Here is a 26,095-nt window from a genome sequence, read left to right as displayed (position 1 = left end):
AGCGGCTTGAGAAGAATTTTGGGAGCAGTCAATGAACCTCGTCAATTTCCGCTTCGAGACCGGCGCCGACGGCGTTGCGCTCCTGACATGGGACATGCCCGAGCGCTCGATGAACGTCATCACGCCCGAAGTGATGAACGAACTCGAACAGGTCGTCGACAAGGTCGCGAGCGACGCCGCGATCAAGGGCTGCGTGATTGCGTCCGGCAAGAGCGCCTTTTCCGGCGGGGCGGATCTGACCATGCTGCAGCAGGGCGCCGCGCAATACGCCAGGGCGCTGAAGGAGCAGGGCGAGGAAGCGGCGAACAGGCTTTTCCTCGAGAATGCGCGGCGGCTCTCCCTGCTCTATCGGAAACTCGAGACCTGCGGCAAACCCTTCGCCATCGCCATTCACGGCGTGTGCCTCGGCGGCGCCTTCGAACTCGCGCTCGCCTGCCATTATCGCGTGATGGCGGATGACGACAAAACGAAAGTCGGCCTGCCGGAAATCAAGGTCGGCCTCTTCCCCGGCGCCGGCGGCACGCAGCGCGTCGCGCGCATCATGCAGACCGGCGACGCGCTTCAGTTCCTGTTCCGGGGCGATCAGGTCAAGCCGAAGGCGGCGCTCGGCGCGAAGCTCGTGCATGAGATTGCGCCAAAAGCGGAGATCGTCGATCGCGCAAAGGCGTGGATCGTCAATGGCGGCAAGGCGCTCGCGCCATGGGACGCGAAGGACTTCAAGAACCCGTCCGGCAAGGTTTTCTCGCCGACGGGCATGATGATCTGGCCCGCCGCGAACGCCATCCTGCGCCGCGAGACATACAACAACTATCCCGCCGCAAGGGCCATTCTGCACGCCGTGTACGAAGGCCTGCAATTGCCCATGGATCAGGCGCTGACGGTCGAGGCGCGCTGGTTTGCGCATATACTGCGCTCGAAGGAAGCCGCGGCGATGATCCGCTCGCTGTTTCTTTCCAAGGGCGAGTTGGAGAAGGGCGCGCATCGTCCGGCGAATGTTCCGCCGACCAATCTCAGGAAAATCGGCGTTATCGGCGCGGGCTTCATGGGCGCCGGCGTCGCCTATGTCAGCGCGCTCAATGGGCTCGACGTCGTCCTGATCGATCGCGATCAGGAGAGCGCCGACAAGGGCAAGGCGGTCATCGACAAGCTCATTTCCGGCTCCGTCATGAAAGGCCGCGCGACCGCCGCCGACAAGGAGGCGTTGATGGCTCGGGTGAACGCCACTGCCGACTATGCGTCGCTCAAGGGCTGCGATCTCGTGCTCGAAGCCGTGTTCGAGGACCGCGCGGTGAAGGCCGATGTGACGAAACGCGCGCAGGACGTTGTGGGCGGGGACGTGATCTTCGCCTCCAACACCTCGACGCTGCCGATCACATCGCTCGCCGAGACCTCGCAGAAGGCGGAGAATTTCATTGGCGTTCACTTCTTCTCCCCGGTCGAGAAGATGCTGCTCGTGGAAGTGATCATGGGCGAAAAGACGGGCGACCGCGCGCTGGCGACGGCGCTCGATTTCGTGCGGATCATCAGGAAGACGCCGATCGTCGTCAACGACACGCGCGGTTTTTACGCCAATCGCTGCGTGCTGAACTTCGTGCGCGAAGGCCAGATCATGCTGACCGAAGGCGTGCCGCCGGCGATGATCGAGAATGTCGCGCGCATGGCCGGCATGCCTGTGGGTCCGCTGTCATTGAACGACGAAGTCGCGCTCGACCTCGGCTGGAAAATCCTTTGCGCCGCGAAGAAGGATCTGGGCGAGAAGGCGGTCGATCCGCGTCAGGAGCGCGTGCTGCGTTACATGGTCGAGGAGCAGGGTCGCTTCGGCCGCAAAAATGGCAAGGGTTTCTATGACTATCCCGCCGACGGCAAGAAATCGCTCTGGCCCGGCCTTTCCGCCCTCGCGGAAAAGCAGCTCGATACTGACACGATAGACATAGAGGAGCTGAAGCACCGGCTGCTTGTCGTTCAGGCGGTGGAGGCGGCGCGCACCATGGCGGAGGGCGTCGTCACCGATCCGCGCGAGGCGGACGTCGGGTCCATCCTCGGCTTCGGCTTCGCGCCCTTCACCGGCGGCACGATCTCCTACATCGACGGCATGGGCGCAAAGGCTTTCGTGGCGCTCTGCGACAGGCTCGCGGCAAAGTTCGGCCCGCGCTTCGAGCCCCCGCAGTTGCTGCGCGACATGGCGGCGAAGGGGGATACTTTCTACGGCCGGTTCATGCCGAAACAGAAGGCGGCGTGAAACCGCCAGATGTCTGCGTCCCTCGTCCGTAGGCCGAGGGACGCTCCCGCGGGACATGACATCTCCATAAGCGACGGCTAAAAAGGTTAACGAAGCGCGACTCACCACCCGCGCCGCGCGTTCGGACTTCAGCCTCTCATGCCCATTTTCGCCCTTCCCTTTCCGGTGGTCGATCCGGTCGCGGTCAATATCGGGCCCCTGCCGCTGCGCTGGTATGCGCTGGCCTATATCGGCGGCTTCGTCTTCGCCTGGTTCGGCATGCGCGCGCTTGTCGGCAAGGAGTCGCTTTGGTCGAGCGGACAGGCGCGGCCGACGCGGGAGGGGATCGACGATCTTCTCGTCAATGTCGCGCTCGGAATCATCATCGGCGGGCGCCTCGGCCATGTGCTGATCTATGATCCGGGCTTCTATCTCGCCCATCCGCTGGAAATCTTTCAGACGTGGAAAGGCGGCATGGCCTTCCATGGCGGGCTCATCGGCGCAATCATCGGCATGGCGCTTTATGCGCGGCGCGGAGCCATCCCCTTCCTCACCATCAGCGACATCTGCGCGGCCGTGGCGCCTGTGGGTCTGTTCTTCGGGCGGCTCGCCAATTTCATCAAGCCAGAGATGTGGGGCCGCGAAACCGATGTCCCCTGGGGCATGGTGTTTCCGGGCGCCGGCGACGCGCCGCGCCATCCGAGCCAGCTTTATGAAGCAGGGCTAGAGGGCGTTGCGCTCGGGCTTCTGCTGTGGTTCGCCGCGCGCGGCGGCGCGCTGAAGCGGCCGGGCCTCATCACGGGGCTTTTCGGCGTCGGCTATGGCCTCGCGCGCATTTTCTGCGAATTCTTCCGCGAGCCCGACCCCGTGCAGGAGGCGCTGCCGCACGGGCTCACGATGGGCATGGTTCTGTCGCTGCCGCTCGTTCTTCTGGGAGCGCTCGCCATGCTGAACGCGCTGCGCAAAAGGAGCGTCCCGGCATGAATCCGCTCAAACAGGAGATCGCCGCGGCCATCGCGCATGACGGGCCTATGACGCTCGAACATTTCATGTCGCTCTGCCTCGGCCATCCGCTCCATGGCTATTACATGACGCGCGATCCCTTCGGCGCGGGCGGCGATTTCATCACAGCGCCGGAGATCAGCCAGATGTTCGGCGAACTCATCGGCGTATGGGCGAGCGAAGCCTGGCGCGCGGCGGGGTCGCCCTCGCCTGCGCGGCTCATCGAGCTTGGCCCCGGCCGAGGCACGCTGATGTCGGATGTGCTGCGCGTCGCGCGCATATCGCCGCAATTTCTCGACGCGATCACGGCGCATCTCGTCGAAATGAGCCCGGCGCTGCGCGACATCCAGCGGCAGACGCTCGCCAGCGCCGCGAAGCCGGTGGATTGGGCGACGGATTTCGCACATACGCCGCATGGGCCGGCCTTCATTCTCGCCAACGAGTTTTTCGACGCCCTGCCCGTGCGCCATTTCGTCAAGACGATCGGAGGCTGGCGCGAGCGGCTCGTGGGGCTCGACGCCGGCGCCGAACTCGCCTTCGGCCTTTCGGATCGCGTCGAACCGACGCTGACCGCAGCGGCGCGCGAGGGCTCGATCATCGAAGTCTGCCCCGCGGGCCAGCGCCTGATGGGCGACATCGCCGCGAGACTGGTCGCGGAAGGCGGCGCGATGCTGGTCATCGACTATGGCTATACGCAGACCTCGCTCGGCGACAGCCTTCAGGCGGTCGCCCGCCATACCTATGTCGATCCTCTCTCCGCGCCGGGCGAGGCCGATCTGACCGCCCATGTCGATTTCGCCGCGCTCGGCCGCGCGGCGCGCGCGCAGGGCGCAAAGGTGATGGGGCCGGTGACGCAGGCGCATTTCCTGCTTCAGCTCGGCATCGAGCGGCGGGCGCAATCATTGTCGAAGAAGGCGACGGCCGAACAGGCGGAGGAGATCGCCAGCGCTTTCGACCGGCTGACCGGAACGCAGGACCCGCGGCGCCACATGGGCGCGCTCTTCAAGGTGATGGCGGTGACGCATCCCGACATGCCCGACCTGCCGGGCTTCTTCGTGTAATCACAGGAGCGGCGAGTGACCCATCCGCCCGCGCTCAGCGCGCGAAATCTCGATCTGCCCGGCGTGCGCCACGCTTTCTTCACCCGCGAGGGCGGCGTGTCGGAGGGCGTTTACGCATCTCTCAACGGCGGCGTCGGCTCCAGGGACGAGGCGGCCCGCGTCGGCGAAAACCGCGCGCGCATGGCGGCGCGGGTCGGCGTCGCGCCGGAGCGGCTGCTGGTGCCGTTCCAGATCCACTCGGCCGACGCGATGACGGTCAGCGAGCCCTGGGCGCCCGAGGATCGGCCGCGCTGCGACGGGCTTGTCACGCGCGAGGCGTCGCTCGCCCTGGGCGTCACGGGAGCCGATTGCGGCATGTTGCTTTTCGCGGACGCGCGCGCGGGCGTGATCGGCGCCTGCCACTCGGGCTGGAAAGGCGCGCTCGGCGGCATGATCGAGGCGACCGTCGTCGCCATGGAAAAACAGGGTGCGCGGCGCGCGGACATCCATGTTGCGCTGGGACCGGCGATCCACCCGGAGAGCTATGAGGTGGGGCCGGAATTTTCCGCGCGCTTCATCGAGTCCGACCGCGCCTTTGCGCGCTTCTTCGCGCCCTCGCCGCGCGAGGGCCATTCGATGTTCGACCTGCCGGGCTTCATCGCGTCGCGGGTCGAGGCGCTCGGCGTCGCCTCCTTCGAGAGCCTTGCCGTCGACACCTATACGGATGAAACGCGCTGCTTCAGCTACCGGCGCAGCGTGCATCGGCGGGAGCCGGACTACGGGCGGCTGGTGTCCGCAATAGCGCTCACGTGATCATTTCGTGGCGTAGGTGAACAGCATCGAATGCGGCAGGCCGCGCGGGGGCGGCGGGAAGGGCGCGGCCCTGCGCACGGCGGAAAGCGCGGCGGCGTCGAGATCGGGCATGCCGCTCGATTTATAGACCGCCTGATGGGTGAGATTGCCCATCTCGTCGATATAGAAGGCGACCACGCCCCTCGACGAAATCTGGCTCGCGCGGACCCGCGCCGGGATCTGCATATGCGGCATGATGAGGCCATAGAGGATGGTGAGATAGGTCGTCTTCGCCTGCCCGCCGCCGACAGGCGACTGCTTGGGCGGCGCGGCCAGCTTGAAATCCGGCAGCGGCGCCAGCGCGGCGACCTGATCGGCGATCGACTTTGCGTCGCCTTTCTTCGCCGGCTTCGTGTCCTTCGTGTCGGGCTTCTCGGTGGGCGTGGGCGTCTTCTCCGCGCGCTCGATGATCTCGGCGTCGGGCTTGTCCTCCACCTGCTTTTCGGGCGCGGGCTCTGGCGGCTTGTCGCCGTCCGCGTCGTCCTGCGCGTCCTTCAGGCCCTGAGGCTTCTCGTCCTTCGGCGCGAGCTTTTCCGGCTCGTTGCGCTTGGTCTTGGCCTCCTTCGCCTCCTCGGGGGCGTTCTGCTCGCTCTTCTCCTTGCTCTCGAGCTTGGGCGCATCGAAGGCAGGCTCCTCGATTTCGGTCGGCGGCGGCGGAGGCTTCTGCTTCTGTTCCTCGGCCTTTTGCTCGGGCTGCGGCGGCTCCGGCGGAGGCGGCTCCTCCTTTGGCTGGGGCGGCGGCTCGGTGATCACCTCGACGGGGATTTCCTCGATCGCGGGCGGAAGAAGCGCATTGCGCTGATCCTCCCACAGCAGGAAGGCGAGAATGGCGGCGTGCAGCAGCAGGCACAGCAGAATAAAGGCCGCAAAGCGCGGACGCGGCATGAGTCGGCCGTCGCGGCGCGGCTCGAACAGCCGATCCATCGCAGCCGCGGCCAGGCTCGCGCCGAACGCTTTTTGTCGAACAGTCTCATTCATCGCGATGGAGAAACCCGCCGCCGTTCACGCGCAAGCCGCGCGCCATATACGGATTGCATCGTCGCCGCTGTCGCCGCCCTGGCGTCACTCATGCCTTGAACACGGCGAAAGCGCTGTAATTTTGGCACAGTCCGTGGCCGCTTCGCAAACCTTCCGCGCATGGGGCTGAAATGGCTGCGTCCTTTCCTCGCGCAATGACGCCATTTGCCGCAGTTTTTTCGGCTCCGCCCCTGCTTATATAAGAGGCAGCTAATTTAAGCCTCGCGCGGTGTAAAACGCGCGCAAGGGGGATCGATGCTCAACAGAATCGAGTTCACGCGGCGCGGATTTCTGCTTTCGGCGGCGGCTGCGGCGACTCCGTCCTTCGCTCTCGACCACGGTGGACAGGGGGTCCCGAATGTCGCCTCCGCGAACTTCAATCCCGACGTCGAGATCGAACTCGTTTGCAAACGCGACGCGATTCCAATTCTGGGCGGAAAGCCCACGCAGGTGTGGCGCTACGTCGGCAATCTTGTGAAAGGGCCGCCGAATACGCTGACCAGCCTGCCCAACAGCTATCTCGGCCCGCTGATGCGCCTCGTGAAGGGGCAGAAGGTGCGCATCCGCCTGCGCAACGAACTTCCGGAGCACACCATCACCCATTGGCATGGGCTGCATGTTCCGATGGCGGCGGACGGCCATCCTTCCGCCGCGATCGAGCCGGGGCAGACCTATGTCTACGAGTTCGAGGTGCGCAATCGCGCGGGCATGAATTTCTACCATCCGCATACGCATGAGGCGACGGCGACTCAGGTCTATCGCGGCCTCGCGGGCGGCCTCATCGTCGAGGACGCGGAGGAGCGCGCGCTGGGTCTGCCTTCCGGCGAATATGAAATTCCGCTCGTTCTGCAGGACCGCTCCTTCGATAGCGAAAACCAGCTCGTCTATGGCGACGACATGCACACCAGCATGTTCGGCTTTTACGCCGATCGCGTGCTGGTCAACGGACGTCCCGACTACAAGCTCGAAGTCGCGAGCCGCGCCTATCGGCTACGCATTCTCAACGGCTCCAACGCGCGCATATACAAGCTCGGGTGGGACGACGGAACGCCGCTCACCGTGATCGGCGTCGACGGCGGCCTTCTGGAGAGGCCCGAGACGAAACCATATGTGATGCTCGCGCCGGCGGAGCGCGTGGATCTCTGGGTCGATTTCAGCGGCCGCGCCGTCGGGTCGAAACTCGTGATGTGGAGCGGCGGCTTCTATGGCCTCGTTCCGCCGATGGCGGAGCGCATGATGGGCAGCGCGATCTCCATGACCGACGGCTTCCCGATCTTCTCCGCGACGGTGACGCGCGCCGTCGGCGAGAGCCCGAGGCTGCCCGAGAAACTTTCGACGATCAAACACTACCGGATGGAGGAGGTCGCCAATCGGAATGATCCGATCCCGATCGAGATCACCATGGCGCACATGTCGATGCTGCTGAACGGTGGCACCTTCGGACACGACGACCTGCTGCCACAGGAGCACATCCCCGTCGATACGGTGCAATTGCTGGAAATCTTCCACGGGCACGGCCACATGGGCATGGGCGGAATGATGGGCGGCAGGGGAATGGGCGGAATGGGAATGGGCCGCGGCATGGGAATGGGCGGCATGGGCATGATGCGCGGCCGCATGGGCATGGGCGGCGGCATGCGCGGCATGGGAATGATGGGCATGTCGATGGCGCATCCCATCCATCTTCACGGACAACAGTTCGAGATTGTCAGCCGCATTTACGAAGGCGACGATGAAGAGGCTTACGCCACCGTCCGCGACGGATTCGTCGACAGCGGGCTAAAGGATACGGTGCTCGTCGCGCCGGGCGAGCGCATCCGCATCGTCAAACCGTTCCAGGATTTCAAGGGGCGCTTCATGTATCACTGCCACAACCTCGAACATGAGGACATGGGCATGATGCGCGAGTTTTCGGTGGAGTAACGCCTTCCCGGACGGCGCTCCCGAAGGCGCGCCGATCGATGCGAGCACGGAGACCCACGATCCGAGGGACTCGGACGTCAGATATTGCAGACGTAGCTGAGTTCGCTTCTGCTGATCTGATCGGCGACCCAGGCGACGCCCTTGGCGCGGTTCGCCTCGATGAAGGCAGACGCCCTGTTCAGCTGATCCTCGGAGAGGGACAGGTTGCACACACGCGCGACCTGACGGCCAATCTCCGCCTTGCGCGCGACCGGAGTCGGGCGGGAAAAAACGGCGCCGACGGCGTCGGCGGCGGAAGATTTTGCAAGGGCCGGGGCGGCCGCCATGACAAGCGCGCAGCACGCGAAAACGCGGATCTTCGTCATTAGTGTCCTTCATGGTTGAACGGACGCGACATCAACGCCGGCAAGTCCGAAAGCCGCGACGGGAACATCATCCGCAAGGCGACAGGCCAATTTTAGCCGCCAACATTGTGACGACTTTAGGGCCGTCGTCAGCCGATCGAAATTTGGGCGAATCTACAAGCAATTATGATCCGGCAATTCTGCCCTGCTTGGAAGCGGCGAGGTCGCGGCCGCTCAAAGAAATGGCCCCGCACCCGAAGATGCGAGGCCGTCTCGTTCATTGTCGCGGGCTTCAGTGCTGCATGCCGCCCATGCCGCCACCGCCGCCGCCGTGGCTCATGCCGCCCATGCCGCCCATCATTCCACCCATTCCGCCCATCATACCGCCCATGCCGCCGCCGCCCATGGACATGCCGACTTTCATGATGCTCGTCATCGTCTCGCTCGCGATCTTCTTCTGTTCATCGCTGAGCGTCGTGAAGAAGGGCTCGATCGCGGCCTTTTGCGCGCGCACGATGTCGAGATGATCGACCATATGGTTTTCCATCATCGACAGCTTGTGCAGCACCGGGGGTTTAGAATGGTCCATGCGCTCGTCCGTGGCGGCGCATTTGGCGCTGGCCTTCTGCGCGGCCGCGCGCCATCCCTCGGCGAATGTGTTCCAGGACGACGCCTGCTCGTCGGTCAGCTTCAGCTCGGCCTTCAGATAGGCGAGGCGACCCTCGAGATGTTCGGTGAAGCCGCACATCATGTTCTTCATCATGCCGCCCATGCCGCCGCCGCCGTGGCTCATGCCCGACATTCCACCGCCCATTCCGCCGTCATGCTTCATGCCGCCCATGCCGCCGCCTGCGCCGCCGCCGCCATGGTTCATGCCCGACATTCCGCCGCCCATGCCGCCCATTCCACCCATGCCACCGTCATGCTTCATGCCGCCCATGCCGCCATGATGACCCGAATGCTCGTCGGCCTTGCCCGCGTCCGCCTTCGGCGCTTCGGGCGCCGCGGCCGTTTCGGGCGCGGCGCCGGACTGGGCCTTGCCGGGGTCGGCCCACTGGATCGGCGCATTCGCGGCGCCGTGGCCGCTGTGATCCATCTTGCTGTGATCCATTCCGGCGTGATCGCCGGCCTGCTGCGCCTGCGCGATGGAGAGGCCCGCCCCGAGCAGCAAGGCGGCCGCGCTGGCCGTGAAACATTTGCCGCGCAAGAATCTGTTCTGCGTCGTCATGAGACCCTCCCTAGCTTATGTATTTTGTTCGACGCGGCGACCACGAACGCTGGCGCGTTCAAATGTCTGGCCGGGCGCCTGACAATCCGATTCGCAGCCTGCGCGCATCGCGCGCGAAGGTCCGTAACTTTGTCACAAATCAAGCAATCTTGCGAGCCGACGAATCGTCGCGCCGCACCATTCAGGCGGCCTTGCCCTTCTCCGCAATGCCGACGAGCGCGCGCATGATACGGCGTGTTCCGGCGAGGCGCTGCTTCATCGTCTCGAATTCTCGGATGAAGACGATGCGCATGTCGGGCCGCACCTTGGCCTGAGTCCCCTGCTCCGCGACATAGCGCACCAGGCCCGCCGGATCGGCGAAATGATTGTCGCGGAAAGAGACGATGACGCCCTTCGGCCCGGCGTCGACCTTCTCGACATGCGCACGACGGCACATGGCCTTGATGGCGACGATCTCCAGAAGCTGCTCGACCTCCGGCGGGATGGGGCCGAAACGGTCGATCATTTCGGCGGCGAAAGCCTCGATGTCGTGATCCGTTTCGAGCGTCGAGAGACGACGATAAAGCTGCAGGCGCAGGGTGAGATCGGAGATGTAATCCTCCGGTATCGTGACCGGCGCGCCGATCGCGATCGTCGGCGACCAGACCTCCTCCTGCGGCTCCTCGACGCCAGCCTTCAGCAGCGTGATCGCGTCGCCGAGCATCTGCTGATAGAGTTCGTAGCCGACCTCCTTGATGTGGCCGGACTGTTCCTCGCCGAGCAGATTGCCGGCGCCGCGAATGTCGAGATCGTGGCTGGCGAGCTGGAAGCCGGCGCCGAGCGTATCGAGCGTCTGCAAGACTTCGAGACGCTTCTGCGCCTGCGGCGTGATGGCGCGATTGGCGGGCGTGGTGAAGAGCGCATAGGCGCGCGTCTTCGAGCGTCCGACGCGGCCGCGCAACTGGTAGAGCTGCGCAAGGCCGAACATGTCCGCGCGCCAGACGATCAGCGTATTGGCCGACGGAATGTCGAGCCCCGATTCGACGATGGTCGTGGAGAGAAGAATATCGAACCTGCCGTCATAGAAGGCCGACATCTTGTCTTCGAGTTCGCTCGGGCTCATCTGGCCATGCGCGATGACGAATTTCGCTTCGGCCAGATTCTCGCGCAGGAAGGCGGCGGCTTCCTCCAGATCCTCGATACGCGGGCAGACGAAGAAGGCCTGTCCGCCGCGATAGCGTTCGCGCAGCAAGGCTTCGCGCACGATCAGCGGATCAAATGGAGAAATGAAACTGCGCACCGCGAGACGATCGACCGGCGGCGTCGTGATGAGCGAGAGTTCGCGCACGCCGGTCATGGCGAGTTGCAAAGTGCGCGGAATCGGCGTCGCGGAGAGCGTGAGCACATGGACTTCGGCGCGCAGCTCTTTCAGACGCTCCTTGTGCCCGACGCCGAAATGCTGCTCCTCGTCGATGATGACGAGGCCGAGATCCTTGAAATTGACGCCCTTGCCGAGAATGGCGTGGGTGCCGACGAGAATATCGACCTTGCCTTCGCCAAGCTCCTTCTTCGTCTCGCGCGCTTCGGCAGCGCCGACCATGCGCGACAGGCGGCCGATTTTTATCGGCAGGCCCGCGAAACGCTCGGAGAATGTCTTGTAATGCTGGCGCGCAAGCAGCGTCGTCGGCGCGACGACGGCGACCTGCTTGCCGTTGATCGCCGCGCAGAAAGCGGCGCGCAGCGCGACTTCCGTCTTGCCGAAGCCGACGTCGCCGCAGACCAGCCGATCCATCGGACGGCCCGAGGCGAGATCGTCGAGCACCGCCTCGATGGCGGCAAGCTGGTCTTCCGTCTCGTCATAGGGGAAGCGCGCGCAGAATTCGTCGTATAGCCCTTCCGGCGGCGCGAGCTTCGGCGCCTGGCGCAGCTGGCGCTGCGCGGCGATGGCGATGAGACCCTTCGCCATCTCGCGGATGCGATTCTTCATCCGAGCCTTGCGCGTCTGCCAGCCGACGCCGCCGAGCCTGTCGAGCTGCGCCTCGGCGTCCTCGCCGCCGTAGCGGGTCAGAAGCTCGATGTTCTCGACCGGCAGATAGAGCTTGTCGCCGCCGGCGTAATGCAGCTCCAGACAATCATGCGGCGCGCCGGCCGCGGTGATCGTCTCGAGACCGATGAAACGGCCGATGCCGTGATCGACATGCACCACGAGATCGCCGGCTGTGAGCGCGGCGACTTCGCCGAGAAGATTTTCGGTGGGCTTGCGCTTGCGACGGCGACGCACGAGGCGGTCGCCGAGGATGTCCTGCTCGCCGAGCAGAACATAGGCGTCCGTCTCGAAACCATGCTCGACGCCGAGCACCGCGAGCGCGACGCCGCCCGGCCCTTGCGCAAGCGCTCCCGGAAGCGAGGAGACGGTCTTGAGATCGCGCAGGCCATGTTCTTCGAGCACATGCCCGAGACGCTCGCAGGAGCCGTCCGACCAGCCGGCGACGATGACGTTTCTGCCGGAGCCGCGCAGCGCCTGCACATGGTCGGCCGCAGCCTGAAAGACATTGACGTCGGGTTCGTTGCGCTCTGGCGCGAAATCTCGTCCCGGACGCGCGCCGCAATCGATCGCGTCGCCGCGCTCCGAGGCAAAAGGCGAGAATTGCGCGCTGGCGCGCTCGGCGAGCGCGTCGCTCCACTCCTCGCTCGTGAGATAAAGTTCACGCGGTTCGAGCGGCTTGTAATTCGAAGCGGCAGGATCGAGGTCGTGCGAGAATTTGCGCGCGTCGTAATAATCCGCGATCTGCTTGAGGCGCTCGCTCGCCGCGTCTTCGACCAAAGCGTCGAGCATCAGCGGCGCGTCGCCGAGATAGTCGAAGAGCGTGTCCATCCGCTCGTAGAACAACGGCAGCCAGTGCTCCATGCCGTGATGTCGCCGCCCCTCGCTCACCGCCTCGTAAAGCGCGTCGCCCCGCGTCTGCCCGCCGAAGCGCGCCGCGTAATTCTGGCGGAAGCGGCGCATGGTGTCAGAGGTGAGCCGCAGCTCGCTCATCGGCGTGAGATCGAGCGCGCGCAACTGCCCCGTCGCGCGTTGCGTCTCGGGGTCGAAGCTTCGGATCGATTCGAGCGTGTCGCCGAAGAAGTCGAGCCGGATCGGCGCCGGCATGCCCGGCGAGAAGAGATCGATGATGCCGCCGCGCTGGGCGTATTCGCTGGTCTCGCGCACGGTGCTGGCGCGCAGGAAGCCGTTCGCCTCCAGCCACAACGCCAGTTCGTCGAGCTTCACCACATTGCCGGGGGCGGCGGAAAAACTCTCGGCGGCGACCATTTTTCGCGGCGGCACGCGCTGCAAAAGGCAGTCGGCCGTCGTGGTCACGACGCGCGGGCGCTCCTCCGACGAGCTCGCGCGGGCGAGGCGCGAGAGCGCCGTCATTCGCCGCGCGACGACATTGGCGTGCGGCGAGACGCGGTCGTAGGGCTGGCAGTCCCAGCCGGGGATGTCCAGAATCTCGACGTCCGGATTGGCGAATCGCAGCGCCTCGCGGAAGGCCGCCGAACGGGTCGAATCACGGGCGACATGCACGAAGACCACCGGGCGCCCCTCCGCCTCGCGGGCGAGCGCCCGGGCGAGATCGGCGCAGAGAAAGGCGTCGAAGCCCTCCGGCGCATGAGAGAAAAGCAGCTTCTCTCCCTTAGCGAGGCGCTTTTTCGCGGCCGCGAGCTCAGCCGCCCCGCTTCCTGTCTTCGCCGCGGGCGCGCTCAATGGATCGGTCCCTCATGGGTGTGAAAGGCGATGATTCGTCTAAGTAGCGCGGTGTCCCGCTCCGGCGGCGGCGTCGCGCCCGAGAGCCAGTCGAGGAGCTCGGCGTCTGGAAGGTCGAGCAGCCCCTCGAATTCGCTCAATTCCGGGTCGGAGAGCGCCGAAAGCTGCGCGTCGACGAATCCGCCCAGGAGAATGTCCAGCTCCCGCATGCCGCGGCGCCAGGCGCGAATCTTTATACGGCGGCGGCGGAGCTCGCTTTCGCTCAGCCCGCCAGCGGCGGCTGCGGGATCGTCTGTCATGCGCGCGGCTTAGCCCAGCCGGGCGGGAAAGGGAAGCGCGGGCGCGTTCCGCCGGCGCGGCGATTCCTGCGCCCGGCCAGGGGTCGCGGCGGTGGAAAATTCCTCCGGCGTGACGACGGCTGTCGGAATCGCTTGACTTCAAAATGCCGCTGCCCTATCCCGCAGTCCTCGCGCGAACAACGCGCCGCGCGGGGGAGTAGCTCAGTTGGTTAGAGCGCCGGCCTGTCACGCCGGAGGTCGCGGGTTCGAGCCCCGTCTCTCTCGCCATATAATTCAATCGCTTCCATCATAGTCAGCGTCTTTTCAGACGATTTTGGCCGACTGATTTTCTGAAATTCAGACTCTTGCTCTGCTTGCGGCCCTTCTTTCTCGCTTCATCAACTTTTCGCTCCGTCGTCGGAGCGACGGGAGCGCAGGTCTGATCAAGGAACGCGCCCGATTCGAAGTCGTTGGCGAGCTTCGTTTCGATCTGCTCGGCCCGCTCCCGCCCCGCGAGGCTTCGACCGCCCCCGGCGCGTCTGAAATCCGGCAGCCTGCGCCTTTCCGCTTCCCCGAAGACGATCGCCCGCCCGCGCCGCCCCGCGAGGACGATTGAGGCGTCCATCCATATTGCGTCGGCCTGCAGCAAGTCCCATTGATCTCCCGATAGACGCGGCAAATCCTTGCGGCAGGGATGCGACATGACGGAGCGCTGCAAATGCGCCGCCCCCGCCCCCCCGGGTCGTGGCTCTCTCGCCCATCTTGACCCCGAGCCGTGATGTGAAGGACACGGAGGCCGCCGCGGAGCGAAGGGGCGGCCTTTTTGTCTGGCGTCAAGCGTCCTGCCGGCCGTGCTCAAACAGTCCTAAAGTCGGCTCAACGATTCAGGCCGCTCGCTCCAGCCATCTTGCCAGGATTGCGCCGCCGATCGCTCCGACGATGGCGCCAACAAAGGCGCCGTCAAATCTTGCAACGAGAACGCCAAGAGCCGCTCCGATCGCCGCGCCGATTCCGCTGAGGGCGAGGATAGTCGTTGTGTCGCTATCGTGGTCGTATGTTTTGGCCATTTTTCTGATGCCTTGGTGCGCTGATCAAACGTTGCGCCTGATCGTTTCATCAGCGTTATTTAGGGCGCACTTTGGCAATTGGCCGCTGGAGCGTCAGGATCGGCGAGGGGCTCACCCCTCGTTTTCGCCGACGTCCTTCGCAAGGCGCTTTTCGGGCGGAAAAATCCACCTGGGTCGTCAATCCACAAGACCGCAATTCCCGCGCGCTCGGCATAGGCGAGCGCCTGCAGGAACGCCTCCATGACCGGCATACGCGCAGGGAAAGCGGTGGGGTCCGGATCCTGCCCGAAGACGTTGATGTTGACCGAGGCGATAACGGGTGGATCGGCGCTGGCGTCGCGGCGGACGTGGACCTCGATCACCGGGCCGTTCGGGATGGCGCTGCGATGCTCGACAATTCGGGTCATTTGCTCGCGTCCTATATCAGCCTCGCAGAAGTCCCTATCCGGCGATGGTCATCGCCGCTCGCCCTGCCTGGAGGCGGTCCTCCTGCAATCTGGGTTATGGAGCGCTTGCCCTCGCGGGAGCGCCACACAAGCGCGACAGGGCTCGGTCAGGGCGCCAAGCGAGAACTTGCCGCGACCATAGCGCAAGCCCGTGAATCAGCCGCGCAGGCAGGATGGGACGCGCAGCTATTCTCCAAGATGTCTGCCGAATTTGATATAGGCTTCGGGAACACAGGCGCGCACGCGATGAAGAACGGACTGGGCGCTCTTCCGGGTCTTGTAGGCCCCAACGGCAACGACGTCGAAGCGGGGAGCAAAGCCGCGGAATTTGTTGGAAAAGTCGTTGAATGGATCGACCCCGCAGCGGGCCGCTCGACTGCGCAGGCTTCTGATTTCCTTGTCATGCGCCGCCGAGAGATCGGGATTTGCAAACGATCCCAAAACGACCCACCAACCCTCGGGTCTCTCCACGCCTCCCGCCAGAGCCTGCGCAATGAGCGCGCTGCTGAACAGTATGGTCAGAAAGGGTTTGCTCATTCTGATATTTCCGTTTTGAGTCGCGACTCCGGCCCCCCGCCGTTCTACCCGATGAAGACGACGGCGATTAGTCTTCTGGCACCTTGCTGGCGCAAACATTCCTCTGAACTTCCGGCAATCGGCCACACAGAGCATCCAGTCGCTCATTATAGGCTCGCCTGGCGGCTCTGGACTGCTGCTCCGCGTCAGGCGTCGACTGGCATGACGCCGCCATGATGCTCAAAAGGCACAGCAGAGCCAATCTCGAAATCAGTTTTCTACGACACTCGCGCATTCAGCCTTCGCTTTCTGAAGCCGCGCACCCGCTCCGCCTCCGTTCCTGGAGATGAACCCGGCGCCCCGGCTGTTTTATCGCTCAAGGCGTTATCATTCTCGCGAACGCTGGAGACTTGCCCGATGCCTTGGAAGATTGCCGCGGAACTTTTCACCCTCGCGCGCCTCATTTAATCTGATCGGACTATGGAACTCTCCGTTTTGGGTTCAACATTGATTCAAAACACGGCAGGCAAGATGTCTTCGTCGGCGCGAGGTTTTTTGCGGCCTTTGCAGCGAAATTGTTGTGACTGTGTCTTGTTCTGACGGCTACAGCTATCACCCGTTCACGAGCTGCCTTGAAGGAGCGACGGCTGCCTGCATCTGTGCGGTTGCAGGCGGCCTTCGTTTACGGGCAATGCATCTGGAACACTTAAAATGTTTGCGCGTTTACATCCCGTAGAAGTCTCCGGCGGGGCGGGTGAGATTTTAGAGGAAATCTTTGATTTTGCCAGCCATGGCCGGGGCAATTTGATCGTGGAGGGGCCAACAATGACCTTTTCAGAGCGGTCGCGTAGCGCGACCGGAAAATATCTATGGCTTAGGGCGACGGCGCTTGGCGTTGCATCCCTGACGAGCATTCCACTTTGGGCAGGATCGACGGTTACCGCGAGAGCGGCGGAAACTCCGGAGGCCGCAGCAGCTCGAGAACGGCAAGGAACCGTAGTTTCGCCTCCCGGCGAAGGAGAGGCTTTCATGGCGGGCGCGGCGAAACGCGCGCCAAGCGCCGAGTCGGGTACGAGAGGGCATGTCACTTCGACGAACGCGAAAGGACAATCACTTGCGCCATGGGCCGAGCCAGCCGGCGGCGACGCGCCGATGGCGTACGAGTTCCCACCCGCCGTAATCGAAAGACTGAAGAACGAAGTTTCCACCAGCTCCCGAGCTTTCAAAGCAGACGGAGAAGCAGTCTCGCAGCAAGATTCGAATGGGACGCCCAATCCCTTTGCCTTGAATCCGAAAGCGCCCGTGCTGTTGTCGAGTTTCGCGGGCACTCCTTACACCGGCTGGATCCCGCCGGATCCGCACCTCGCGGTGGGCCCGTCGGACCTTATTCTCGCGGTGAATTCGACATGGCGGATTTACAATAAATTTGGGGGACAGGTGTTCTCGCGGACGCTCGGTTCCTGGTTCGCCAACGTCCTCCCCGCCAACCAGACGGGGATCAGCGTTTTCGATCCATGGGTTATATATGACCGAGTCAGCAGTCGCTTCGTCTTGCTGGCGCTGGCGAAACGTAACAGCGACAAGTTCAGCCGATACTTGATCTCTGTCTCAGACAATAGCACCGCGAGCGGCAACTGGTGTAACTGGTCATTGAACGCGAGCGTGAACGGATCGACGAATACAAACAACTGGGCCGATTACGCCAAAGTGGGAACAACGAGCAACGCCATTGTGGTTACCTCGAACCAATTCAATTTTCCAAACCCCAATCAATCTTTCCAATACACGAAAGTCCGGTTTATTCGGAAATCCCAGATCTACAGCACATCTTGCCCGGCCGTGTCGTGGTGGGACTTCTGGAACCTGCGCAATGCTGATAACAGCACGGCCTTCACTGTCCAGCCTGCACTCAGCTATTTTGCCTCTACCACGAGCTATGGGATCAACTCTTACTCCGGCGGCGGCGCCAGGTTGACGCTCTGGCGCTTTGGCACTCCTTCCTGGCCTCCGTCGTTGGTGCGCCAATCTACACTATTCCCGCTGTCCTATACTCTTGGGCCGAATGCTGTGCAAAGAGGGTCGTCGACCCGCATAAACACTGGCGATGCTCGTCTGCTGGATGCGGTTTGGCGCGCGAGCGGATTGTGGACGACTCACACCGTCGGATGCACATTTGCGGGCGACCCGACGACTCGCTCCTGCATCCGTTGGTACAACATCAATCCTGGGACGAACGTGATTTCGCAACAGCGAAGCTTTGGCAATTCGGGCTCGTATTATTATTATCCGGCCATCACAGCCACTGCCACGGGCAACGCCACGATCGTCTTTAACCGGTCTGGATCGACTGAATATGCCGGCGCAAGGTATACCGGCAGGCGCTCAGCCGATCCGCCAAATACGTTGCAGGGAAGCGCAAACTTGGCGTCAGGGCAAGGGTGTTACGTGAGACTCGATACCTCGGGCCGCAATCGGTGGGGTGACTACAACGGCATCGGACTCGATCCCACCGACGAAAGGCGGACATGGATCTATAGCGAATACGCCTCCGGCACGAGCACGACCTGCAGCAATAATGTGTGGGGAACGCGGTTCGGACGCGTAACATGGTAGCGCCCTTAATTCTCTTGCTCTGAAGCGAGTCAATTAGAACTGAGATTTGTTAGCGACGGGGCTACGCCATTTTTGGCGGCCGTCCCGCCGCTTTCAATGTGAAGGAAAACGCTGATGCATGCCGGAACGCTTGCGATATTTTCAATGACGCCCATTTCAGCGAGCTTAGGCGCCTTCATTGCTATCGCGCCTGCACAGGCGGGCTCTACGCCACCGGCAGGATGGGGCGGCGAAAACAAGGGCGTCGAACAATCGACGGATGGGGCTGGAAGGTCGCCTCCGCCCGAAATCAAGCAACAGGAAGCGCCATTGGGGAGTGAAATTCCGCTCGAGGAGCTTCAACGGCGCAAACGAGAAATGGAGCGGAGATCTCCATGAGGCGGACCGGCTCGCCCTCGCCCGCGCGGGAGCGCCGACAGCGTCGTCACCGTCGTCACTGGGCCATTTGTCGACGGCTGTGTTATACGGAAGACCGCGACCAAGACGGCACCGAGGAGGCCAGCATGAACTTGAGCAATCGCTCCAAACGGGGGATCACCTTAGCTGTAGCAGTTATTGCCGGCCTCGCGTTCCGTTGGCTGGCTGTGCTGTTTTTGCTGCTGGCGACCGCCTTGATCGCGTGGGGTCAGCAGCCGCAACGCACCGAGGAATTTCTTGGGCGTTTGCCATTTGGGGATTTTCTCCTCCGGGCGCTGGCGCAGTTGGATATGATCCTTTCAGCGCGCGATTAGTAAGCGCGCTGCATTCGCTGGCGCACGACGAAAGGCCCGGTCGCATGGTGGGCAGCCGAAGAGCAGTGCGACCGCCGACGGCCAATCAAACATCGACAGACCACACCTGAACCCCATCGCGCTAAAATTGACGCCGGCGTATGTTGCCGGAATCGATGATCAGCACCTCTTATGGTCATGCGAATCTGACCGTATCCCCTGCGTTCGTTCTTGTGTTTGAAACCACGACGTCACACGACTTCAAATAAGGCATTTACGCAGTTTTAGCTTCGGCCCTTTTGTCCGAAAAAGATGGTCTTTTGTCCTTGCGACCGTTGGGTTCGCTACAGAACATCGCTTGACGCCATTTCTTTATCAGAACGCCAAATTAGAGCATTTCCCTGTATTTCTGAATCGGGAGGGATTCCTGTTTTAGCAGGAGTGTGATTCAAGATGCTGGCTGGGCGGAGGCCAGCATCCAATGGTTCGACCTCTCTCCAATGATCTTCGAGAGCGTGTGGTTGCGTCGGTTTTGGCTGGCGAGAGTTGCCGCGCCGTGGCTTTGCGCTTTGGCGTGGCCGTGTCATCGGTCGTGAAGTGGTCGCAGCGCCAGCGCGAGACGGGCTCGGTCGCGCCGGCGAAAATGGGCGGCTATCGCAAGCGCGTGCTGGAGCCGCATCGCGCTTTCATTGTCGAGCGTCTGGCGCAGACGCCGCATTTGACGTTGCATGGCCTCAAGGACGAGCTGCTGGCGCGCGGGGTCAAGGTTTCGCACAACGCCATTTGGATGTTCCTGCGCCGCGAGGGGCTGCGGTTCAAAAAAAACGCTGCTGGCGCTCGAACAAGGCCGCGCTGACATTGCGCGACGGCGCAAGCGCTGGCAATCGCTGCAAGCGCGCCTCGATCCCAGGCGGCTGGTCTTCATCGACGAGACCTGGATCAAGACGAACATGACGCCGCTGCGCGGCTGGGACCCCAAGGGCAAGCGCTTGCGCGGCCTCGCGCCGCACGGCCATTGGCGCACGTTGACCTTTCTCGGCGCGCTGCGCGTGCGATCGTCTCGACGCGCCCTGCGTCTTCGACGGGCCAATCAACGGCGCGTGTTTCCGCGCCTATGTCGAACAACAACTCGTCCCCGCGCTTAAGCAGGGCGATATTGTCATTATGGACAATCTCGGCAGTCACAAGGGCGAGGCGGTGCGACGCGCGATCCGCTCCGCCGGAGCCAGACTGTGGTTTCTGCCACCCTATTCGCCCGACCTCAATCCAATCGAACAGACCTTTTCCAAGCTCAAACACTGGATGCGACAGGCGCAGCAGCGAACCATTGACCTGCCCCTGAGAAACTCGACCAGATGCGATTAGAGTCCGGCCATATCGGGACGGACGAGATGAAGAAGAAGCGGTTCACGGAAGAGCAGATCATCGGGATTTTGCGGGAGCACGAGGCGGGCGCGAAGGCGGCGGATCTGGCTCGCAAATATGCTGTGTCGGAGACGACGCTTTACAACTGGAAGGCCAAATATGGCGGCATGGACGTCTCCGAGGCCAAGCGGTTGAAAGCGCTCGAAGAAGAGAATGCGCGGCTGAAGAAGCTTCTGGCCGATCAGATGCTGGAAGCCGCGGCGCTGAAGGAGCTTTTGTCAAAAAAATGGTAGGGCCCGCCGCCAAGCGCGCAGCCGTTGTGCATCTGCGAGCCGCCATGGCTCTGTCGGAGCGTCGGGCCTGCCAGATTGTCGCCGTCGATCGCGCGACCGTCCGCTACATCTCGAAGCGGCCGACCGACAAGCCGTTACGGGAGCGGCTGCGGGAACTCGCCAACGAGCGCCGGCGCTTCGGCTATCGGCGGCTGTTCGTGCTGCTGCGGCAGGAGGGCGAGACGTCGGGCAAGAACCGCATCTACCGGCTCTATCGCGAGGAAGGGCTGACGGTGAGAAAGCGGCGCGCCCGCCGAAGGGCTGTCGGCGCGCGGGCGCCCATTCCTGTCGAGGCGCGGCCGAATGCGCGTTGGTCTTTGGACTTCGTGCATGACCAGTTCGCCTGCGGACGCCGGTTCCGCATCCTGAACATCGTCGACGACGTGACGCGTGAATGCCTCGCGGCGATCCCCGACACATCCATCTCGGGCCAACGCGTGGCGCGGGAACTGTCGGCGCTGATCGCACGGCGCGGCAGGCCCGGCATGATCGTTTCGGACAACGGCACGGAGTTCACCTCGAACGCCGTGCTGTCGTGGTCGAGCGAGAACAGGATCGAGTGGCGCTATATCGCGCCGGGCAAGCCGATGCAGAACGGCTTCTGCGAGAGCTTCAACCGGCGCATGCGCGACGAACTGCTGAACGAGACGCTGTTCTTCGGGCTCGACCATGCCCGGGAGAAGATCAGCGCCTGGGCCCAGGACTACAATCACCGCCGCCCGCATTCGGCCCTCGGCTATGCGACGCCCGCCGCCTTCGCGGCCAATCTCACCGCAACAGGCGATCGGCTGCGCAACCCGGACCAACTCCGCCGATCGCCTGTTGCTCCATTCGCGCCCTCGGGCGTATCAACCGGAAGGACTCAACCCGCCGCTGGATGAAAGTTCAGGGGCAGGTCACCATCGATGAAACCTGGCGACAGATCGGACGCCTCGCAAAAGACATCCAACCACAAGAATGCAGCAACTACTTCACAAACGCAGGATACGCTTCCGTCAAAATATGAAACGCTCTAGCCGCACAGCGCAAGGTCGTCGCGCGGCGCTTCCATGAGGCCGCTCAGCCTCTGGCTGATGGAACCAATGTTGAGATCGGGGAGTTATCATCAATCATTTTAGTACGCGCGCCTGGCGACCGCGCATCATTTTTTGGAGTGACACTATGAGACCTATTGCAAAGATTTTTCTGGGAATAGGCGTTCTGACATTCAACTCAATGCCGATGCACGCTGAAAATGACTTAAATCTGGCGCGTGAAAAAGTGACGCTCGTCGCTCCGCCCTTTGTTCATGCCCATGAGCAGGCGACGAAATCGAAGCCAAAGGTAGTTGAGCTTTCGCTGACGGTGATCGAGAAGCCGCTCGTTATCGACGATTCCGGAACCACCGTTCCAGGCTCTACCTTCAATGGCTCAGTCCCGGGGCCACTTATAGTTGTCCATGAAGGTGATTATGTCGAAGCGACCCTCATCAATCCTCAATCAAATAAGATGGCGCACAGTGTCGACTTTCATGCGGCGACCGGAGCGCTTGGAGGCGCTGCATTGACCCTCGTCAATCCCGGAGAACAGGTCGCGCTTCGCTGGAGAGCAACGCGCGCCGGGGTCTTTGTCTACCACTGCGCGCCGGGTGGATCGATGATCCCACTGCATGTCGTATCTGGCATGAGCGGCGCGGTCATGGTTCTGCCGCGCGACGGGCTCAAGGATGAGACCGGAAAGAGCTTGCACTATGACCGCGTCTTTTACATCGGCGAGAATGATTTCTACGTTCCCCGGGACGACAAAGGCAAATTCTTGCGCATCGACGATGCGAGCGATTTTTTCCCCAAAACACTCGAAGTCATGCACCAACTCGTTCCGAGCCATGTTGTATTCGAAGGGAAAGTCGGCGCGCTTACGGGTAAGAATGCTCTACAGGCGAATGTCGGCGAGACTGTCCTGATCATCCACTCACAAGCCAACCGCGACAGCCGACCCCACCTTATCGGCGGTCACGGCGACTATGTGTGGGAGACAGGAAAATTCCATAACCCCCCGCAAAGAGATCTTGAGACGTGGTTCATCCGCGGCGGCAGCGCAGGCGCGGCTCTCTACACATTCCGTCAGCCCGGCATCTATGCCTATTTGTCGCATAACCTCATAGAGGCCGTCGAACTAGGAGCGACTGCGCATTTCAAGGTCGAGGGCAAATGGAACGATGCTCTGATGAAGCGGGTGAGTGAGCCGCATTCGATCGCCGCAGCCGAAGCTTCGAAGGAGCAACCCAAGTTACCAAATCATGTTGCTCCGAACCCGGGCCACTAACTTAGGTAAGAGGCTCAGGGGATGCTGCCGCTCAGGACAAAATTGGGACTCGGTGTGGGGGTGGCGCTTGTTTCATTCAGCCTCGCCTCCGCAACGACATTTATGTCGGCTTCCGCCAAATGGAAATCTCCCGAAACGATCGAAATCACGCCGCGAATGTTCACTTATCGAATGGCTGGCAATTTCCACGCGGCAGGCCGATCTGTCGATGCAACGGCTGTGACGATAACTCGTATTTCTTCACTTCACATCATGAGGCGGCAGGTCACCGCCGAGGAATATGGCCGCTGCATCGCCGCAGGCAGATGCAAGAAAACTTCCAATGAAGAGTCACGCCCGAATCTTCCGATTACGAATGTCAGCTGGTTTGACGCGGCGGCTTCCAACTGACGAGGAATGGGTTTTCGCTGCCGGTTCGCGCTTCCACGACGACGCCTTGTCTACCGGCGCAACGTCTGATCCGTCCGTCCGTTGGCTTGCGCGCTACGAGAAAGAAGTCGAGCGCCAACAATCGGATAAACGTCCCCGACCTATCGGGAGCTTCGGCGCAAATGAATACGGCTTGCTGGACTTGTCCGGAAATGTTTGGGAGTGGACGAACACCTGCTTCATCCGGCAGTCGCTTGATGTGAATGGTCGCTCCACACGGATCGAGTTTGCCAGCTGCGGCGTGCGTGTGGTCGAAGGAGAACACCGAGCCTACATTACGGACTTTATCCGGGACGCAGGCAACGGCGGGTGCGCCGCAGGCAAGCCGCCCAGCAACTTGGGATTTCGTCTGGTTCGGGACGAAACTGCACCCTCGTTCATCCTGAAAATAAAAAGGCTTCTGGCCGGCGTTAGCTGCCAGCTCGGCCGAAGTGAAATCTGTCATGCTGTCGGATCGTCTGAATTTTAGCTCCTAATTCACATTGATGAAATCATGACAGGAGTGAGCCATGCTAAAAGATTGGGATGCATTTGAGAAACTACCGGAAATCGATCAAATGCTCTTGCTCGAAGCTTTGATGAGCACCGCATTGATGATGACGCACCTTGGCGAGTGGTGGATAGCAGAGCGTCTCGTGGCGGATCCTCGGTGCCGTCAGTGGGCGCACGGCGTGGCAATCAACCAGCGAATGAACCAAAAGCCCCGCCTTGGATACGACCTCCTGCTGAACGCGATTGCGGAGCAAACGGGACGAGAAGGACACTGCGGCAATTAAATTGCTAATGCCCATTGCTCCCAAAGGCGAATTCTAGAGGAATGCGAGCTTCGCCCGACGCAGCGTCCAAAAACATTGGAAGTAATCAACTTCTGCTTTTCCAATGCCTTCAACAGCTCGAATGCCGGAACGCGAGGAGGTTTCCATGCACAAAGCGATTGGCCTTGCCTTGCTTCTTATCGGCGTCACTGGTGGCGTTTTTCGGCGCCCATTCCTACGGCCACTCGCAGGAGATGACACCGCTGGTCGCTAAACTCCTCACCTGCCTATTGATAGCCCTCATATGCGAAAGCTCTCATCAGTGAAGAAAAACGCGCCCGATCCGTTCCTCGCCGAAAAAGTGATTGAAGAGACTTATAGCTATCCGCGCCTGTCCCGACACGGCGGGCAGGATTCGCCCAGAGGACGCCCCCGTGCGTGAAGCCGACGCCTCCCTGCCGCCCGCGCAAGGCGGAGCGATGTCTACGGCATGAGCGAAGGAACATTCCTGAGGCCGCCAGCTCGATTGGGCCGACATCGGGCTACGGTCCGCGCGCCGCCCCCTCTGCAGCGATGTGGAGCCGATGGCCGTAAGGGCTTCAGGGAATTTCGATGGATCAGCCGGCCAGGCCCGGCAAGCTTTTCAGCGGCGGCGACCGGCTTCGCCATTCAACGGTCTGCGACGAAAATCTCGTCCACCCATGCGGGAACGGCTTCACTGGCCGGCCCATACCGCCGTTCGTCGAACTGGTCAGCGTTATCCGACGGCTCCAGATTGATCTCGCAGGTCCGAATCCCACGTCGTCGCGCCTGCGACACAAAGCCGGCGGCCGGATAGACGGAACCTGACGTGCCGATGGCGACGAAGAGATCGGCGTCGTTCAAAGCGCCGTAAATTTCATCGAGATGAAGCGGAACTTCGCCAAACCAGACGACATGCGGCCGAAGTCCGCCTTTCTTCCCGCAACGCGGGCACGGATCATCGACGCCGAGGTCATCTTTCCAAAGAGACGTTTCGCCGCAGATCACGCAGCGCGCCTTCAATAATTCCCCATGCGTGTGCAGCACGCGCGCGGCGCCTGCCCTTTCATGCAAATCGTCGATATTCTGCGTGACGAGCGTCAAATTTCCACCCCGCTCCGCCAGCCCGGTCTCGAGCCGCGCGAGCGCGATATGCGCGGCGTTGGGTTCGGAAGCGAGCAGGTTGCGCCGGCGGGCGTTGTAGAAAGCGTGAACCTCGCCGGGATCACGTCGAAACGCTTCAGGAGTCGCGAGTTTCATCGGATCGAAACGCGCCCAGAGGCCCGTTCCATCCTTGTCGCGAAATGTGCCGAGACCGCTCTCGGCCGAGACGCCGGCGCCGGTTATGACGAAAATTTTCATGTGCATGGCCCGGCCTGACAGCGATGCCCGATGCAGGAGCGAGCGAGCACCGATCGACCGACGCCCGTCGTTTCATCAGGCGCGGATCGCGGCGCGTCCCGCATTTTCACGATTGCCCGGGGTCGTGTCTGGATTGCGTCTTGTCGTCGAGGCTTGCAGCGAGCCATGGCCAACGTCCTTCGAGTTCGACCTCCATCGCCCAACTCATCGCCGTTCGGATTATAACGATCAGGGCAAGGACAAGGACGTCAACGAGCCCCGGATGCTCCACGGAGACGGTTCGGATGATATCCCCGCCAACCAGCAACTCCAGACCAAGCAAGATCGAACGGCCGACATTCTTCCGGTAGAGCCGGAACGACGTTGCGGGCTCCTTCAGGCCCGTAACAAAGACGATTGTGGAGACGAGAGCGCCAAGAAGAATGACCGCCACGCCGGCCATGCCCATGACGAGGCCGGCCGTATTGATCAGATCACGGATGAATGGCGTATAAATCATTTTCTCTCGCCAAGCGTTGCCATTCGCCAGTCCAGCCGGGCCTTCGA

At 62.4% G+C, this 26,095-nt stretch carries 24 protein-coding genes, 1 tRNA gene and 2 pseudogenes; 16 read left to right on the top strand and 11 right to left on the bottom strand.

Annotation, left to right across the window (positions count from 1 at the left end):
* The first annotated feature begins 31 nt into the window (after positions 1 to 31).
* From MET49242_RS20855 to MET49242_RS20840, 4 genes are all read left to right on the top strand, one after another.
* Positions 32 to 2,239: a 3-hydroxyacyl-CoA dehydrogenase NAD-binding domain-containing protein gene (locus MET49242_RS20855; protein ID WP_036285790.1), complete on the top strand. Its 2,208-nt coding sequence runs from the start codon at positions 32 to 34 to the stop codon at positions 2,237 to 2,239.
* A 138-nt stretch (positions 2,240 to 2,377) separates the two neighbouring features.
* Positions 2,378 to 3,202, top strand: a complete 825-nt coding sequence (gene lgt / locus MET49242_RS20850; protein ID WP_036285788.1) for a prolipoprotein diacylglyceryl transferase — start codon at positions 2,378 to 2,380, stop codon at positions 3,200 to 3,202.
* A complete protein-coding gene (locus MET49242_RS20845) occupies positions 3,199 to 4,281 on the top strand; it encodes a class I SAM-dependent methyltransferase (protein ID WP_036285786.1) in 1,083 nt (360 codons plus the stop codon). Before lgt ends, MET49242_RS20845 begins: the two co-directional genes overlap by 4 nt.
* Positions 4,282 to 4,296: 15 nt before the next feature.
* Positions 4,297 to 5,073, top strand: coding sequence for a polyphenol oxidase family protein (locus MET49242_RS20840; RefSeq protein WP_051134373.1), 777 nt, complete (start codon positions 4,297 to 4,299; stop codon positions 5,071 to 5,073).
* Here the strand turns inward: MET49242_RS20840 and MET49242_RS20835 are convergent, their stop codons facing one another.
* Positions 5,074 to 6,090: a TonB family protein gene (locus MET49242_RS20835; RefSeq protein WP_036285784.1), complete on the bottom strand. Its 1,017-nt coding sequence runs from the start codon at positions 6,088 to 6,090 to the stop codon at positions 5,074 to 5,076. It abuts the gene before it with no gap.
* 294 nt (positions 6,091 to 6,384) lie between these two features.
* Between MET49242_RS20835 and MET49242_RS20830 the strand changes: the two genes are divergently transcribed.
* Entirely contained in the window at positions 6,385 to 8,052 is a 1,668-nt protein-coding gene (locus MET49242_RS20830) for a multicopper oxidase family protein (RefSeq protein WP_036285782.1), read from the top strand.
* A 77-nt stretch (positions 8,053 to 8,129) separates the two neighbouring features.
* Here the strand turns inward: MET49242_RS20830 and MET49242_RS20825 are convergent, their stop codons facing one another.
* The 4 genes from MET49242_RS20825 to MET49242_RS20810 form a co-directional block, all read right to left on the bottom strand.
* Positions 8,130 to 8,417: a hypothetical protein gene (locus MET49242_RS20825; RefSeq protein WP_036285780.1), complete on the bottom strand. Its 288-nt coding sequence runs from the start codon at positions 8,415 to 8,417 to the stop codon at positions 8,130 to 8,132.
* Positions 8,418 to 8,688: 271 nt separating this feature from the next.
* Positions 8,689 to 9,624, bottom strand: coding sequence for a Spy/CpxP family protein refolding chaperone (locus MET49242_RS20820; protein WP_036285778.1), 936 nt, complete (start codon positions 9,622 to 9,624; stop codon positions 8,689 to 8,691).
* A 181-nt stretch (positions 9,625 to 9,805) separates the two neighbouring features.
* On the bottom strand, positions 9,806 to 13,351 hold the full coding sequence (gene mfd / locus MET49242_RS20815; RefSeq protein WP_036285776.1) for a transcription-repair coupling factor: 3,546 nt from the start codon (positions 13,349 to 13,351) through the stop codon (positions 9,806 to 9,808).
* Positions 13,348 to 13,650, bottom strand: coding sequence for a succinate dehydrogenase assembly factor 2 (locus tag MET49242_RS20810; RefSeq protein ID WP_244430864.1), 303 nt, complete (start codon positions 13,648 to 13,650; stop codon positions 13,348 to 13,350). Before MET49242_RS20810 ends, mfd begins: the two co-directional genes overlap by 4 nt.
* A gap of 190 nt (positions 13,651 to 13,840) precedes the next feature.
* Between MET49242_RS20810 and MET49242_RS20805 the strand changes: the two genes are divergently transcribed.
* Positions 13,841 to 13,917: transfer RNA gene (locus tag MET49242_RS20805), tRNA-Asp, on the top strand.
* 25 nt (positions 13,918 to 13,942) lie between these two features.
* On the opposite strand, the gene MET49242_RS20800 is transcribed toward MET49242_RS20805, so the two are convergent.
* The 4 genes from MET49242_RS20800 to MET49242_RS20785 form a co-directional block, all read right to left on the bottom strand.
* Positions 13,943 to 14,278: a hypothetical protein gene (locus tag MET49242_RS20800; RefSeq protein ID WP_144259735.1), complete on the bottom strand. Its 336-nt coding sequence runs from the start codon at positions 14,276 to 14,278 to the stop codon at positions 13,943 to 13,945.
* A gap of 235 nt (positions 14,279 to 14,513) precedes the next feature.
* The gene (locus MET49242_RS20795) at positions 14,514 to 14,696 is read right to left on the bottom strand and encodes a glycine zipper domain-containing protein (protein WP_051134372.1); all 183 of its coding nucleotides are present in this window, start codon (positions 14,694 to 14,696) and stop codon (positions 14,514 to 14,516) included.
* A 59-nt stretch (positions 14,697 to 14,755) separates the two neighbouring features.
* Positions 14,756 to 15,103 (bottom strand): hypothetical protein, encoded by a 348-nt coding sequence (locus tag MET49242_RS20790; RefSeq protein WP_036285770.1) that lies wholly within the window; start codon positions 15,101 to 15,103, stop codon positions 14,756 to 14,758.
* 225 nt (positions 15,104 to 15,328) lie between these two features.
* Entirely contained in the window at positions 15,329 to 15,679 is a 351-nt protein-coding gene (locus tag MET49242_RS20785; RefSeq protein WP_036285769.1) for a hypothetical protein, read from the bottom strand.
* Between the two features lie 690 nt (positions 15,680 to 16,369).
* Here MET49242_RS20785 and MET49242_RS25320 point away from each other — a divergent pair.
* From MET49242_RS25320 to MET49242_RS20735, 10 genes and pseudogenes are all read left to right on the top strand, one after another.
* The gene (locus tag MET49242_RS25320) at positions 16,370 to 18,271 is read left to right on the top strand and encodes a hypothetical protein (protein WP_144259733.1); all 1,902 of its coding nucleotides are present in this window, start codon (positions 16,370 to 16,372) and stop codon (positions 18,269 to 18,271) included.
* Between the two features lie 503 nt (positions 18,272 to 18,774).
* Positions 18,775 to 19,002 (top strand): hypothetical protein, encoded by a 228-nt coding sequence (locus tag MET49242_RS20775; protein WP_036289002.1) that lies wholly within the window; start codon positions 18,775 to 18,777, stop codon positions 19,000 to 19,002.
* A 460-nt stretch (positions 19,003 to 19,462) separates the two neighbouring features.
* Positions 19,463 to 19,837, top strand: a complete 375-nt coding sequence (locus tag MET49242_RS26710) for a transposase (protein WP_036280265.1) — start codon at positions 19,463 to 19,465, stop codon at positions 19,835 to 19,837.
* A 94-nt stretch (positions 19,838 to 19,931) separates the two neighbouring features.
* Entirely contained in the window at positions 19,932 to 20,126 is a 195-nt protein-coding gene (locus tag MET49242_RS26705) for a hypothetical protein (RefSeq protein ID WP_371212537.1), read from the top strand.
* A gap of 19 nt (positions 20,127 to 20,145) precedes the next feature.
* Positions 20,146 to 20,346: a transposase gene (locus MET49242_RS26700; RefSeq protein WP_371212536.1), complete on the top strand. Its 201-nt coding sequence runs from the start codon at positions 20,146 to 20,148 to the stop codon at positions 20,344 to 20,346.
* 26 nt (positions 20,347 to 20,372) lie between these two features.
* A protein-coding gene (locus MET49242_RS20750; RefSeq protein ID WP_371212559.1) for an IS3 family transposase occupies positions 20,373 to 21,559 on the top strand; the annotation gives its coding sequence in 2 pieces (ribosomal slippage) (positions 20,373 to 20,625 and positions 20,625 to 21,559; 1,188 coding nt in all).
* 17 nt (positions 21,560 to 21,576) lie between these two features.
* A pseudogene (locus MET49242_RS26695) lies at positions 21,577 to 21,684 on the top strand (IS630 family transposase); the annotation flags it as partial.
* 209 nt (positions 21,685 to 21,893) lie between these two features.
* Positions 21,894 to 22,982, top strand: coding sequence for a copper-containing nitrite reductase (gene nirK, locus MET49242_RS20745; RefSeq protein WP_244452953.1), 1,089 nt, complete (start codon positions 21,894 to 21,896; stop codon positions 22,980 to 22,982).
* 21 nt (positions 22,983 to 23,003) lie between these two features.
* Positions 23,004 to 23,880, top strand: a pseudogene (locus tag MET49242_RS24545) (SUMF1/EgtB/PvdO family nonheme iron enzyme).
* A 40-nt stretch (positions 23,881 to 23,920) separates the two neighbouring features.
* Positions 23,921 to 24,187 carry a hypothetical protein gene (locus tag MET49242_RS20735; protein WP_036285765.1) on the top strand — a complete coding sequence of 89 codons (267 nt, stop codon included), beginning with the start codon at positions 23,921 to 23,923 and terminating at the stop codon, positions 24,185 to 24,187.
* A 648-nt stretch (positions 24,188 to 24,835) separates the two neighbouring features.
* Here MET49242_RS20735 and MET49242_RS20730 read toward each other — a convergent pair.
* The gene (locus MET49242_RS20730; protein WP_036288996.1) at positions 24,836 to 25,549 is read right to left on the bottom strand and encodes an NAD-dependent deacylase; all 714 of its coding nucleotides are present in this window, start codon (positions 25,547 to 25,549) and stop codon (positions 24,836 to 24,838) included.
* 106 nt (positions 25,550 to 25,655) lie between these two features.
* Positions 25,656 to 26,048 (bottom strand): DUF1622 domain-containing protein, encoded by a 393-nt coding sequence (locus MET49242_RS20725; RefSeq protein WP_051134370.1) that lies wholly within the window; start codon positions 26,046 to 26,048, stop codon positions 25,656 to 25,658.
* Positions 26,049 to 26,095: the final 47 nt, after the last annotated feature.

The sequence above is a fragment of the Methylocystis sp. ATCC 49242 genome, assembly GCF_000188155.2.
In the GTDB taxonomy this organism is placed as follows: Bacteria; Pseudomonadota; Alphaproteobacteria; order Rhizobiales; family Beijerinckiaceae; genus Methylocystis.
Note: the sequence above shows the minus strand (reverse complement) of the source record. Positions and strands in the feature narration are given on the sequence as shown.